Annotated in this window: 14 protein-coding genes, 1 pseudogene and 1 riboswitch; of the genes and pseudogenes, 5 read left to right on the forward strand and 10 right to left on the reverse strand. The window is 39.3% G+C overall.

Annotated features, from left to right (window positions below; all coding sequences use genetic code 11):
- Window positions 1-11: 11 nt before the first annotated feature.
- From Q9Q86_RS10520 to Q9Q86_RS10530, 3 genes are all read left to right on the forward strand, one after another.
- Window positions 12-1,361: an MATE family efflux transporter gene (locus Q9Q86_RS10520; protein ID WP_112987610.1), complete on the forward strand. Its 1,350-nt coding sequence runs from the start codon at window positions 12-14 to the stop codon at window positions 1,359-1,361.
- A 182-nt stretch (window positions 1,362-1,543) separates the two neighbouring features.
- Complete coding sequence (locus tag Q9Q86_RS10525) at window positions 1,544-2,836, forward strand: AarF/ABC1/UbiB kinase family protein (protein WP_112987611.1); 1,293 nt, start codon at window positions 1,544-1,546, stop codon at window positions 2,834-2,836.
- 141 nt (window positions 2,837-2,977) lie between these two features.
- Complete coding sequence (locus Q9Q86_RS10530; RefSeq protein ID WP_004916670.1) at window positions 2,978-3,232, forward strand: type B 50S ribosomal protein L31; 255 nt, start codon at window positions 2,978-2,980, stop codon at window positions 3,230-3,232.
- Window positions 3,233-3,326: 94 nt separating this feature from the next.
- On the opposite strand, the gene Q9Q86_RS10535 is transcribed toward Q9Q86_RS10530, so the two are convergent.
- The 3 genes from Q9Q86_RS10535 to Q9Q86_RS10545 form a co-directional block, all read right to left on the reverse strand.
- Window positions 3,327-3,659 (reverse strand): DUF190 domain-containing protein, encoded by a 333-nt coding sequence (locus Q9Q86_RS10535; RefSeq protein ID WP_112987612.1) that lies wholly within the window; start codon window positions 3,657-3,659, stop codon window positions 3,327-3,329.
- Between the two features lie 15 nt (window positions 3,660-3,674).
- On the reverse strand, window positions 3,675-4,055 hold the full coding sequence (crcB, locus tag Q9Q86_RS10540; RefSeq protein ID WP_004916675.1) for a fluoride efflux transporter CrcB: 381 nt from the start codon (window positions 4,053-4,055) through the stop codon (window positions 3,675-3,677).
- Window positions 4,056-4,172: 117 nt separating this feature from the next.
- Window positions 4,173-4,239: riboswitch (Fluoride riboswitch) on the reverse strand.
- Window positions 4,240-4,315: 76 nt separating this feature from the next.
- Window positions 4,316-5,164: a DUF2071 domain-containing protein gene (locus Q9Q86_RS10545; protein ID WP_112987613.1), complete on the reverse strand. Its 849-nt coding sequence runs from the start codon at window positions 5,162-5,164 to the stop codon at window positions 4,316-4,318.
- A gap of 139 nt (window positions 5,165-5,303) precedes the next feature.
- Here Q9Q86_RS10545 and Q9Q86_RS10550 point away from each other — a divergent pair, with 139 nt between their 5' ends.
- Complete coding sequence (locus tag Q9Q86_RS10550) at window positions 5,304-5,636, forward strand: HopJ type III effector protein (protein ID WP_004958735.1); 333 nt, start codon at window positions 5,304-5,306, stop codon at window positions 5,634-5,636.
- A 43-nt stretch (window positions 5,637-5,679) separates the two neighbouring features.
- Here the strand turns inward: Q9Q86_RS10550 and Q9Q86_RS10555 are convergent, their stop codons facing one another.
- From Q9Q86_RS10555 to Q9Q86_RS10575, 5 genes and pseudogenes are all read right to left on the reverse strand, one after another.
- Window positions 5,680-6,288 (reverse strand): flavin reductase family protein, encoded by a 609-nt coding sequence (locus Q9Q86_RS10555; protein ID WP_042890903.1) that lies wholly within the window; start codon window positions 6,286-6,288, stop codon window positions 5,680-5,682.
- Between the two features lie 23 nt (window positions 6,289-6,311).
- Window positions 6,312-6,725, reverse strand: coding sequence for a GFA family protein (locus tag Q9Q86_RS10560; protein ID WP_004916686.1), 414 nt, complete (start codon window positions 6,723-6,725; stop codon window positions 6,312-6,314).
- 113 nt (window positions 6,726-6,838) lie between these two features.
- Window positions 6,839-8,113 (reverse strand): annotated as a pseudogene (gene dctA / locus Q9Q86_RS10565) (C4-dicarboxylate transporter DctA).
- A 118-nt stretch (window positions 8,114-8,231) separates the two neighbouring features.
- A complete protein-coding gene (locus Q9Q86_RS10570; RefSeq protein ID WP_112987614.1) occupies window positions 8,232-9,434 on the reverse strand; it encodes a TIGR03862 family flavoprotein in 1,203 nt (400 codons plus the stop codon).
- Window positions 9,427-10,071, reverse strand: coding sequence for an SAM-dependent methyltransferase (locus tag Q9Q86_RS10575; RefSeq protein ID WP_005403605.1), 645 nt, complete (start codon window positions 10,069-10,071; stop codon window positions 9,427-9,429). The genes Q9Q86_RS10570 and Q9Q86_RS10575 overlap by 8 nt, the downstream gene beginning before the upstream one ends.
- A gap of 90 nt (window positions 10,072-10,161) precedes the next feature.
- Between Q9Q86_RS10575 and Q9Q86_RS10580 the strand changes: the two genes are divergently transcribed.
- On the forward strand, window positions 10,162-10,353 hold the full coding sequence (locus Q9Q86_RS10580; protein ID WP_004916696.1) for a DNA gyrase inhibitor YacG: 192 nt from the start codon (window positions 10,162-10,164) through the stop codon (window positions 10,351-10,353).
- Here Q9Q86_RS10580 and Q9Q86_RS10585 read toward each other — a convergent pair.
- On the reverse strand, window positions 10,350-10,994 hold the full coding sequence (locus tag Q9Q86_RS10585) for an MBL fold metallo-hydrolase (protein WP_004916699.1): 645 nt from the start codon (window positions 10,992-10,994) through the stop codon (window positions 10,350-10,352). The two genes, Q9Q86_RS10580 and Q9Q86_RS10585, sit on opposite strands and share 4 nt — an antisense overlap.
- A 30-nt stretch (window positions 10,995-11,024) precedes the next feature.
- The gene (gene hemH, locus Q9Q86_RS10590) at window positions 11,025-12,041 is read right to left on the reverse strand and encodes a ferrochelatase (RefSeq protein WP_004916701.1); all 1,017 of its coding nucleotides are present in this window, start codon (window positions 12,039-12,041) and stop codon (window positions 11,025-11,027) included.
- Window positions 12,042-12,094 lie beyond the last annotated feature (53 nt).

Consider the following 12,094-nt stretch of genomic DNA (forward strand, 5'->3'; position numbering starts at 1 on the left):
GAGTATTTTTTGTGTTACAAGCAACCAGCAAGCGCTATGAATTAAAACAACTGTTTCACTTGATGCTACCAATACTAATCACTCAGTTTGCCCAAGCTGGATTAGGCTTGATTGATACAATTATGGCAGGTCATCTTTCTGCTGGCGATCTTGCTGCAATTGCTGTGGGTGTAGGTCTGTGGATTCCTATCATGCTGTTGTTTGCTGGGATTATGATTGCGACCACACCACTCGTCGCTGAAGCACGTGGTGCTAAAACACCTGAAAAAATTCCGACTATCGCACGTCAATCTTTATGGGTAGCATTGATTCTAGGTGTCGTTGCAATGTTTATTTTGCAATGTATGCCACTTTTGTTGCCTTACTTTGGCGTACCAGAGCATCTCCTCCCGAAAGCCAGCCTATTCCTACATGCGATTGGTTTTGGTATGCCTGCTGTAATGATGTATGCAGCTTTACGTAGCTATTCAGAAGCACTTGGACATCCTCGCCCAGTCACAGTAATCAGTTTATTGGCACTCTTAGTACTGATTCCACTGAACTTTATTTTCATGTACGGCTTTGGGCCAATTCCAGCTCTAGGCAGTGCTGGATGTGGCTTTGCGACAGCGATTCTACAATGGTTAATGTTCATTACACTTGCAATATACATTTCTAAAGCAAGTGCATATAAACAAGCTCCTATTTTTACGCAATGGAAAAAAATAGACCCAACTTGGGTTAAACGAATTTTAAAACTTGGCTTTCCAATTGGCTTAGCAGTTTTCTTTGAGGTCAGTATTTTTAGCACAGGTGCTTTGGTATTAGGACCACTGGGAGAAAATGCGATTGCAGCACATCAAATTGCAATTTCAGTCACATCTCAGTTGTTTATGATTCCTTTATCCTTAGCGATTGCCTTAACAATTCGGGTCGGAATGTATTATGGGGAAAAGAATTGGCAAGCCATGCGCCAAGCACAGAAAGTAGGATTAATAAGTGCGACATTCTTTGCATTGTGCACGATGCTTCTGATTGCCTCTGCTCGACCATATATCGTTGCAATCTATACCAATGATATAGATGTGATTCCAATGGCGATGTATCTGCTATGGTTTGCAATGGCATACCAATTAATGGATGCATGGCAAGTAAGCGCTGCAGGCTGCCTACGTGGTATGCAAGACACGCAAGCCCCTATGTGGATTACACTGATGGCATACTGGGTGATTGCTTTCCCAATCGGTTTGTATTTAGCTCGTTATACGATTTGGGGTGTTGCAGGTGTTTGGCTAGGTTTGATTATTGGCTTAACGATTGCTTGTGTATTATTGATTGGTCGTTTGTATTTATACAATCAACGCTTAGAGAAAACACTATAAAGAATATTCGTTTCTAACGTATTCATGGTATGGAAAGCTCTAACAACTGAGCTTTCCATTTATTATCGACCTACTCATAAATAATGACTTACATCACTTAACATTTTCTTATAGGCAATTTAAGTTTTGTACCCTATGATCAAGATACTCCTTTGAGATAAAACAATTGAGGTCTAACGAATATGGCAAAGCATGCGAGTTCTTCCGGTAAACGCTTTTTAAAACTGGCAGGCATGACCGCAAGTATTGCAAGCAAAAGCGTGGCTAACTCTATTCGAAATCTCACTGCCGATGAAGAACAAAAAAATGCAGCACGTAGCCAACTTTTCCAAGATATCGGAATTCAAATCGCTGATACACTTGGAGAAATGAAAGGTGCTGTAATGAAGGTCGGACAGATTGCCTCTCAATACAAAGATATTTTTCCACCAGAAGTCGCCAAAGCGATTGCTAAGTTACAACGCCAAGCCCCTGCCATGCCTTTTGCTGCGATCCAGCAGCAAGTCGAAAAAGAGTTAGGCAAACCCTTAAACCAAATTTTTAGCTCTTTCGAAACCGAACCATTTGCAGCAGCATCCATCGGTCAAGTGCATCGTGCTCTTTTTCCGAATGGGCAAGCAGTGGTAGTCAAAGTACAATATCCTGGTGTCGATCAAGCTTGTGAAAGCGATTTAAAACAGGTTCGCCTTGCTTTACGTTTAATGGGTGTATTAAAAATTGATAAAAAACTTCAAGATCAACTTTTTAAAGAAATCCAAGACAGTCTATCAGCTGAATTGAACTATGAAATTGAAGCCCAGAACCTAGAAGTATTTAAAACCTTCCATGAAAAACTCGATCAACAAGTGATTATACCTACCGTCTATAAAGACTATTCATCTCGCCGTGTACTCACACTCAGTTATGAAAAAGGTGAATCAATCGAAACGGCAAGTACGTGGTCTGTCGAAACACGCAATCAAATTGGTCGTCGAATCGTACGTGCGCTTGGACAAGAAATTTTCTTTTTAAGACGATTTCATTGCGATCCACACCCAGGTAACTTTGCATTTAGAGAAGATGGTAGCGTAATTATTTACGATTATGGCAGTGTAAAAACCTTATCGCCTGAGATCGTTCAATATTTTAAATCTCTCGTCAATGCTGCTCGACAAGAGAATATTGCTCAAGTTGAAGACTTATTAGTCGAATTAAAGGCATTGGCTGAAAAAGAAAAGTTCCCTGACGAACTTTATAGTCAATGGATTGAAATTTTATTACGTCCGCTCAGTACACATTATGATTTTGCAGAAAACTCTTCACATCACGATGGCATGCGCCTAGTGAAAAAATCTTTAAAATATTGGGATGTATTTAAACCTTCTCCCGATACATTGATGGTGAATCGTACTGTATCTGGACATTATTGGAATCTCATTCATCTCAAAGTGCATGACAATCTAAACGATTTATTTGAAGAACTCGTGCCTAGTTAAATTTCTTAAAACTTAGTGCCCCTTACTTAATCGAAAGACGAAAATCTATATGTCATTTCAAAGCAAAACTTGAAATACTCAAAATTGACTTCACATATTGTTATGTTATAACATTTCTATAAAATTTTAGGAGTCTTAAAAATGCGTAAAGATATTCACCCTGCTTACCAACAAGTACTATTTCACGATACCAATGCCGATGCTTACTTCTTGATTGGTAGTACGATCCAAACCAAACAGACTAAAGAATATCAAGGTCAAGTTTACCCTTATGTGACTCTAGATATTTCAAGCGCATCACATCCGTTTTATACAGGCGAAGTACGTCAAGCAAGCAACGAAGGTCGTGTTGCGAGCTTCAATAAACGATTTGGTCGTTTTAGTCGTAAAGCTTAATCTTATTTTAAGTTTGACGCTGTACATTAGAAGCATTCGAAGTCTAAGGTTATATCTCCTCCACTTAGACTTCTTTTTTTATGTCAAAAATTTGTCATCCATCTCGCAGTGATGATTGTCCAATCACACCATATTCAACAGCCTGCTTGACATAAAATAGAGAAATCGCTTTTTCTTCAAGAAATTCAAACAACGCTGTAGCCTGTTCATCATTCACGGCGAATTGAATTTGAACAGGCTGATCAGCCAACTCAAAAAATCCTGCAGAATGAATTTGCCCGCGATGATCCATGCCATGTGTTGCATTTATGACTGTTGCACCTCCCAACTTCATTTGTTGGGCAACGGACAATAACCATTCAACAATCGGTTGACCTTGGTACATTCGACTGCGTTCAGCATAAAAGGTAATTAAGAATCCATTCATAAGTTCTCTCCCGAACTATGCAGCACTCAACCACTGATGCAAGCTCATGCCAATCAAAGTAAAGACGAGTGAACCAATCACGTGAATAACAATCGCAGCAACAGCATAGCTCAGTTTACCTTGTTGCAATAATGCAATGATCTCTGCTGAAAAGGTTGAAAAAGTCGTTAATGCACCACAAAAACCTGTGATCACAAATAACTTATAATTTGGACTAAGTGCGCTTTGTGAAAAATATGAAATTGCAAATCCAATAATAAAACCACCAATAAAATTTACGGTGACTGTACCCAATGGGATCGCTGGAAAAATAGGATTGAGCTTTAAACCAATCAACCAACGTAGCCAAGCACCTAAGATTGATCCTAATGCAATTGAGATAAGTGGATAGTACATGATTTACTCCAAACTCAGATTTGGAGACAGTAATGCATTAAACATAGCGAGTACTTTTGCCATCTGCGGACTCCAGAAGATAAACAGAGCGCGCATAAACCTACGCTCCCTGTACAGGACAACGTAGGCATCATTAGCCAGTTTGGCGGTTTGTAAAAGGAGGAATGCCATCTCCTTCATCCTAAAATAACATAGATTTTGAACAACTCAACCTATGTTTTTTCCTGTGTATAACGCTTCAGTTATCCACAACTTGATGTTCAATTTAATATTTTTTCATTCAAGACGTGAAAATCTAGAGCAGGAATTACAAAAGCAAAAACATCTGCATCAGCGTCTATTTGGAACTGCTTTAGCAGTTCAGGGGGGCTTAGAGCAAGCACTTCTGCGGCTTGAATTTGCTCGAAGCAGACTGGCATTTGAATATCACCTTGCGACATTCGTTGGGGTTGATCAACCCACTCTGTCCATGCATGATCTTGGTCAACTAGAAAATGCACAGCATCCGCCCATGAATCAAATAAATTCTGCCATGTTGCAGGTAAACTTTTTTCCTGTCGAATACCGACATGGCTCTTAAAAGAATAATCTTGATCTAGATAAACCTCCGTCTGAATAGTCTGCTGTTTAGAATCAAATTGATGCTCGAACTTTGCAGCATATTGGGCAGGCATTACATCGCTTGCAAGACGACCACCAACAACATATAAAGCATGGTCAATCAAAACCTGTTCAAAAATGACCGTTTTAGGTGCCGTATCATTGAGATAAAAACGCCAGTTACTTTGTCGAGGAGAAGGCATCCAACGTCGAAATGGACCAAGAAAACGAAAGCCAAAATGATGATGTTGGTAACTGAGAATGGTAAAAACTGTTTTCCCCTGCCTTTCCCATAAATGAACCCGCTCAGGATAGCGTTCTCGAACCTGCTCGATATCGACTAACCATGATAAATACACAATATGGCTAGCCTGACTTTCAAATCGTATAAAGGGTAATAGATGCATGAAAAAACGACGCACAGTCAATATAAATTGACAGCTAAGCAGCAAGCTAAAATAACGGAGGAAAGGCTTGTGTTTAGGTACTTTAAAATGATGTCGATTCATTATTATTTATACATTTGATTTATCTTTTACAGCATAAACAGCTTGCCCTATTCGGTCTAGTTTCCACAGCATCAAACATCAATTTTCTTGATTCGATGGTATGATGCTCACATTCATTTTATGCACATGGAATTTTAAAATGGCTCAAACCTTATTGGCACAACTGAAAGATGGTTCTGCAAAATTTGCTGATGTTATTGCCTTTATTGAAGCACGTTATCAACACACGCCTACAGCTTTTCAAAATGGCGCTCAATTTAATGCTGCAACTGAAAACCAAGGAAGTGCAAAAGTCTTTAGTTTTGCTCAATTAGAAGGTTTAAACCAAGCAGATACTTTAAGTTTATTTGCGGAACACTATGCATCTGTGCTCGCAACACCTGAAGGAACAGATCACCAAAATATTCGTCAGTTTATGCAAAATGGCTGGGATGGTGTGAAATTTGAAGGTCAGGCATTGTCTGTAAAATAATCTAAAAAAAGGAGGGATTAAAACCTCCTTTTTTGAATCTCGATTAAATTTGCGGTCTCGATAATTTACGCAGATCACTAGTTAAACTATAAAAATCACCACCCATTTTTCCAAGACTGTTTAATTTTTCTTGGTCTATCATCGTTCCATTCCAGACCCGATCATCTACATAAATCGCCTGAACATCGAGTAAAGCAACTTTTCCCCCAGAGGGAAGTGTGCTGAACTCTAAAATTTCTCTTAAGCGACACTCGTAACGAACCAAAGAGTCTTGAACAGATAAAGGTTGTACTGAATAGCTTGGACAAGATGCAATCTCAGCATATTCAAATTCACTTTGCTCAGCAGCTAATGATGCACAAGACAAATTCAATTTCTCAAGTAGTTTTGTATCAGCGATATGGACCACACACTCTTGAGTATCAATAAGATTTCGAAGTGTGTCTTTATCCTGCCCACTTTGTGGGTTCACTTGTGAATACCATAAGATCGGTGGGTTACAACTCGCCACACTAAAAAATGAATAAGGGGCGATATTGGCGACACCATCTTTAGATAAAGTGCTGATCCATGCAATTGGTCGAGGGGTAATCCCACCGACTAAAAGTCGATACACTTCCGTTGGGCTTAACGATGCCGTCTCAAAAATCATGTTTAATCCTCAACCTAAAGCGATTATGGTCGCTCAACATATTGTGGTAAATCATCTGCAATACAGTCCCACTCAGCTTTTGATGCAGCAAAAATATGCATGGTTGGTCTTTGCTGAATAGCGGTATCCAGAGTACCTATTCTTAGGCGATAAAACTCAGGTATATCTGATTTAATACTTATAATAGGTGAGCCACAATCTGTACAGAAACAACGTTGAGTCGTCTCAGTGGATTGAAATTTTTTGAGTAGATGCTCACCTTGCGTAATTTTAAAATCACTTACTTTAATTGGAGCATTTGTGGCATAAGCTGTGCCATTGGCTTTACGACAACGCTGACAATGACATTGCACAATATCTCCAATTTCGCCATGGATTTCATAACGAATACCGTTGCATAAACAACTGCCGTGATATACAGGTAAAGTTTGAGACATTGCACATTCCTTTGATGAATTTTCCATTAAAAATATAGGCTAGATATAAGCTCCATGCAAATTAGAAATGCTATTTTTAAGAAACTATTTATTGTCTCAGATAGTGATTTAATCTAGGAATTCAACTCAATCTTTTGATCCAATACAGCTTGGGCACGTGCATGATCAATATCCTGTTCCCAATGAGCAATCGCAACCGTTGCCACACAGTTTCCGATCAAATTCGTACAAGCACGTACAATCCCAATAAACCAATCAACGGACAATAACAACACCAAGCCAATCGTTGGAAGACTGGGTATGACAGACAAAGTTGCAGCTAATATCACTAGTGCAGAACCTGGGATACCGTGTGCACCTTTTGAAGTAACCAAAGAAACCAATAAAATTGCAAGTAAAACATGCATCGATAAATCAATATTGCAAGCTTGGGCAATAAATATAACGCCAAGAGTTAGATAGATAGAGAATCCATCTAGATTAAAAGAAGAACCTGTCGGGATCACTAAACCCACGGTGGAATCTTTAATTCCTAGATTTTTTAACTTTTTCATTATCTGAGATAGCACCGAATCAGAGGATGCAGTTCCCAATACAATGGATAGTTCTGCTTTAAAATAATTTAGAAATTTAAATATATTTAAACCTGTAAATTTCAGGATTCCACCTAAAATAACAAGTACAAACAAAATACAAGTCACATAAAACAATAAGACTAAATAGCCAAGCTGAACCAATGAATCTAATCCGAATTTAGCAGTGGTATAAACGACTGAACCGAATACCCCAACTGGTGCTAAACGAATGATTAAAGCCATCATCTTAAAAAACACTTCAGAAAAAGCTTAGATTGCTTTACATACCAACTCTGCCAAATGCTTTGGAATCATGAGTAAAGCGACACCAAACAAAATAGCGATCAATAAGACTTGTAAAATATCACCACGAGCAAAAGCATCTACAAATGTTTTAGGAATAATATGTAATAAGAAATCTGATCCCGAACTCATCGTGTGCGCACGTTCGGTATAAACATTTAAATCCTTTCCATCTAACTGGGTGATATCAATATTCATACCAACGCCAGGTTTGAAGACATATGCAATCACAATTCCCAAAACCAAAGCAATGCTGGCCACAATCTCAAAATATAAAATCGTTTTTGCGCCAACCTTCCCCATTTTTTTAAGATCATTTGCTCCATACAATCCAAGCACAACTACACAGAAAACAATAGGCGCAATAAGCATCTTGATCAGTGCAATAAAGCCATCACCTAGTGGTTTTAAAGCTAAAGAAAAATCGTGAAAACTGATTCCAATGATAATACCGAGAATTAACGCAAAAATGACTTGAAGAAATAGACTAGATTTGAATCTCTGCAACATTGAATATTCATATATCAAAAAGACAAATCTCAACTTTGCAAGAAACTCGCCAATAGGTAAAAATCGTATTATTTAAAACATGAAAAATACATTAAATTTATAAACACTTTTTAAAACATTATCTTAGAGTGTCAGATATTAAGTATTGATGTACCCCTGTTCCTGCCGCTCGCCCAGTTGCAAAACAAGCAGTGAGTAAATATCCCCCTGTTGGTGCATCCCAATCCAGCATTTCACCACAACAAAACACAAAAGGATTTGATTGCAACTGTAATTGAGAAGACAAAGCGATCTGTTTAACACCACCCGCACAGCTAATGGCTTCTTCGATTGGACGAAAGCCATCAAGTGAAATATTCAGGTTCTTGATCTGCTGGGCCATCTGTTTTGCATCTGACCATATGCTTTTATTCGTGACTTCACGTAACATATTAATTTTGACGTGATCTAAGCCTGCTTTTCGCCAAATATTGGTTAGGGATTGCTTTTTATTGCTGTGTAATTTTTTTTCTAATTGTTCGGCACTGACATCTGGCAATAAGTCCAGATACAATATGAAAGGTTGCTTTAGATGATTCAAAGCTCTTAAATCACGCCCTAATTTATAAATCACACCACTTTCAAAACCATAGTGAGTAATCACAATATCACCATGCGTTTTATGTTCTGCATTCACCCATGCATCAACGCGTTTAAGTGGCTGTCCAAAACAGTCTTGCATAAATGGTGACCATGCTTTCAATACACCTGCATTACTGGCTTGAAAGGGTTCAATCTGATCTTCAGACAACCATTGCTGCCAAGCACCATCACTGCCTAATTGTGACCATGAAACAGCTCCACAGGCCAACACAATCGCATCATAATGATCAGTGTAACATCCTGTTTGGTTTTCAATCGTTAACTGATTCTTGGTCACATCGACACAACGATGACGATAATAAAACTTCACCCCATCATCTACCAATCGTTTTAGCCAAGCACGGAGTAAAGGAGCTGCTTTCATCTCGGTCGGGAAAATTCGCCCTGAACTCCCCACATAGGACTCTATGCCCAAACCTTTCATCCAGTCTTGAATCCACTGCGCGTCCCAATGTCTCACCCATGGACTTAACCACACTGAGTGATCATAGCGTTGAATAAAAGTATCGATTGGCTCAGCATGAGAAATATTCAAACCTGTTTTCCCAGCCATAAGGAACTTACGCGCTGCTGAAGGCTTCTGCTCAAAAACGTCAATTTGATAATCATATTGGCTCAATACTTCAGCAGCCATCAAACCTGCTGGGCCAGCACCGATAATCGCAATACGTTTAGACATCAGATTGCTCTTGAGCATTTTGACCTTGCAAAGGTGCAAAATCATCAAAACGAGTCGAATAATTTTCAGGCTTGGTGATGATCAACTGTTGGCAAAGTTCACCACGTTCCAAGTACTTGACTTCAAAATGTGTACGTGCAGAGTCTGTTGCTATTTTTTGCTTTTCATAAGGCAACTTCCACAATTGAATCAGTTGCTGTTCAGCTTCTTCAATATACTCTTCAATATTACTTGCTAAAGTAATGGTGCCATTCGGCTGAAGACGTGAAAGTAAAAACTCAAAGAACGGCATATTTAACCAACGCTGTGCTGGATTATGGGGTTCTGGGTTTGGATAAAGAATAAAAAATTGTTCTACTTGTGCAGGATGCAAAGCATGTACGACCCAAGGCAAAGCATCAGCATGTATCGGGTATAAATATTCACGTGGTTCAAGCTGATGCTGTTTTTGCATAGCTAAAAATTTTTCTTTAGTTCGTTCGATAGCATACAACGTCGTTTGCGGATTTTGCCCTGTGAACAGTAAAGCATGCTTACCTTTACCCGCACCGATTTCAACACAAATCGGCGTATTCGGAATCACCTGAAAATCACGTGGTGCTTGCATTCGGTGCGCTTGAAATTGACGAATCGACATATTCACATCAAACTATCTAGAAATCGGCATAAGTCTAACAATTCACTTTGCTTTTGCCTAATCTATTTGTTTTTGATGTAGGAATTTTCTATGCCACGTACATTCCCCTGCCCACGTTGTGGACAAGACAGCACTTGGGAAGGTAATGAATTTCGCCCATTTTGCTCAGAGCGTTGTAAGCTGATTGATTTAGGGGCTTGGGCAAACGATGAATACAAACTGCCTACCCAAGATGCACCTCAGGCAGGCGATAAACGTCATGAAGATGAATACGAGGATTAGCCAGCTTTACTTGCAACGAATGGGTTGAATTGTTTCTCGTAACCGATTGTGCTGATTGGACCATGCCCCGAAATAAACTGAGTTTCATCAGGTAAGCTAAAGCATTCTCTTTTAATCGAATCGAGTAACTGCTGATGATTTCCTTTTGGAAAATCTGTACGTCCAATCGAGCCTTTAAACAACACATCACCCGTCCAAAGCAAACCATGCTTTTGATTGTAAAACATCACATGACCAGGCGTATGTCCTGGTGCAAAACGCACCTCGAATTCGTCTTCACCCAGTTTTAAGGTTTCACCACCTTCTAACCACTGATCGACTTTAACAGGTTGGGGAATTGGGAAACCATAACGTGCTGAGACTTCTTGAATCATATCTAACCAGAATTGGTCTTCTTTATGCGGACCAATCACAGGAATTTTCCAAGCTTCAGCCAATTCTCCTACAGCACCAGCATGATCAAGATGTCCATGCGTCAACCATAGTGCCTTAACGGTTAAACCCAAAGCCTCAACTTCTTTTTTTAGTACTGCTGCATCGCCACCTGCATCAATCAAAACCGCCTCTTTGCTTTCACTGTCCCATAAAATTGAGCAATTTTGAGCAAATGCGGTAACAGGAACAATTTTGACTTGCAGCATAAAAAACCTCTGGCGTGAAAGAAGATCGTCTTAACGATGAGCTAAGGTATGAGTAAGAGCATCAAGATTAGCCTGAACCAGACTTGCAAGCAAATCTATATGTGCTTGGTCAGTATTTAATGCAGGAATATAAGCATATTCTCCACCACCAGCGTGTTGGAAAGTTTCTTTATTTTCAACTGCCAATTCTTCTAATGTTTCCAGACAATCTGCTGAAAAAGCAGGACTCAGCACTTGTACAGATCGAACCCCTGCTTGTCCCCATTGTTCCAATAAAACATCGGTATAAGGTTTAACCCACTCTTGTTTACCAAAACGAGATTGGAAACTGATTGCCCATTCATCTTCATTTAAATGCAATGCTTCAGCAACCAATTTTGCGGTCATACGACAACGATCTGCATAAGGATCACCTTTGTCTGCATAAGGCTGAGGAATACCATGAAATGACATCAATAATTTTTCAGGTTTTCCGTGCTGCTCTTGATAAGCAAGCACACTATCCACCAAAGCTTGAATGAATAATGGATGCTGATAATAATCTTTGATCATGGTTATTCCAGGCAAATGGCGCTGATTTGGAATCCATCGTGCGAAAGCATCATATAAAGGTGCAGTCGATGTCGCAGAATATTGCGGGAATAATGGTAATAAAATCACATGCTCTTGAGGCACTTTCTCAAGTTGCTCAAATACTGCATAAATGCTTGGTTGGCCATAAGTCATGGCAGGCACAACCGTTAAGTCAAATTGATGATTTTCATCCAGCAAACGCTGTTTTATCAATTGTGTTTGTTTGAGAACAATTTCACGCATTGGTGAGTCAGTTGACCAAACTGAGGCATACGCTTGAGCAACCCGTTTTGGGCGAAATGGAAGAACAAAAGCATGTAGAATCACCCACCAAATAAATTTTGGTATTTCAATTACACGCGTGTCAGATAAAAATTGCTTCAAAAAACGACGTACTGCTGGTGCAGTCGCTTCGTCGGGCGTACCTAAATTTGCTAAAATCACAGTGACTTTTGGTTTTGGTGTCGCTGACATAGATCGTTTCCGCTATAGCTGAATTTCTTCAATTACTTTAGCAGCTTTATGAT

The sequence above is a fragment of the Acinetobacter sp. A22 genome (assembly GCF_030913345.1).
Classification (GTDB): domain Bacteria; phylum Pseudomonadota; class Gammaproteobacteria; order Pseudomonadales; family Moraxellaceae; genus Acinetobacter; species Acinetobacter junii.

Coding starts and splice junctions, on each gene's coding strand:
- Q9Q86_RS10555 (WP_042890903.1), bottom strand. CDS start 6,288: ATGATTTTTGAGACGGCATCGTTAAGCCCAACGGAAGTGTATCGACTT.
- Q9Q86_RS10560 (WP_004916686.1), bottom strand. CDS start 6,725: ATGTCTCAAACTTTACCTGTATATCACGGCAGTTGTTTATGCAACGGT.
- Q9Q86_RS10545 (WP_112987613.1), bottom strand. CDS start 5,164: ATGAATCGACATCATTTTAAAGTACCTAAACACAAGCCTTTCCTCCGT.
- crcB (WP_004916675.1), bottom strand. CDS start 4,055: ATGTACTATCCACTTATCTCAATTGCATTAGGATCAATCTTAGGTGCT.
- Q9Q86_RS10585 (WP_004916699.1), bottom strand. CDS start 10,994: ATGCTGCAAGTCAAAATTGTTCCTGTTACCGCATTTGCTCAAAATTGC.
- Q9Q86_RS10580 (WP_004916696.1), top strand. CDS start 10,162: ATGCCACGTACATTCCCCTGCCCACGTTGTGGACAAGACAGCACTTGG.
- hemH (WP_004916701.1), bottom strand. CDS start 12,041: ATGTCAGCGACACCAAAACCAAAAGTCACTGTGATTTTAGCAAATTTA.
- Q9Q86_RS10535 (WP_112987612.1), bottom strand. CDS start 3,659: ATGAATGGATTCTTAATTACCTTTTATGCTGAACGCAGTCGAATGTAC.
- Q9Q86_RS10525 (WP_112987611.1), top strand. CDS start 1,544: ATGGCAAAGCATGCGAGTTCTTCCGGTAAACGCTTTTTAAAACTGGCA.
- Q9Q86_RS10570 (WP_112987614.1), bottom strand. CDS start 9,434: ATGTCTAAACGTATTGCGATTATCGGTGCTGGCCCAGCAGGTTTGATG.
- Q9Q86_RS10530 (WP_004916670.1), top strand. CDS start 2,978: ATGCGTAAAGATATTCACCCTGCTTACCAACAAGTACTATTTCACGAT.
- Q9Q86_RS10575 (WP_005403605.1), bottom strand. CDS start 10,071: ATGTCGATTCGTCAATTTCAAGCGCACCGAATGCAAGCACCACGTGAT.
- Q9Q86_RS10550 (WP_004958735.1), top strand. CDS start 5,304: ATGGCTCAAACCTTATTGGCACAACTGAAAGATGGTTCTGCAAAATTT.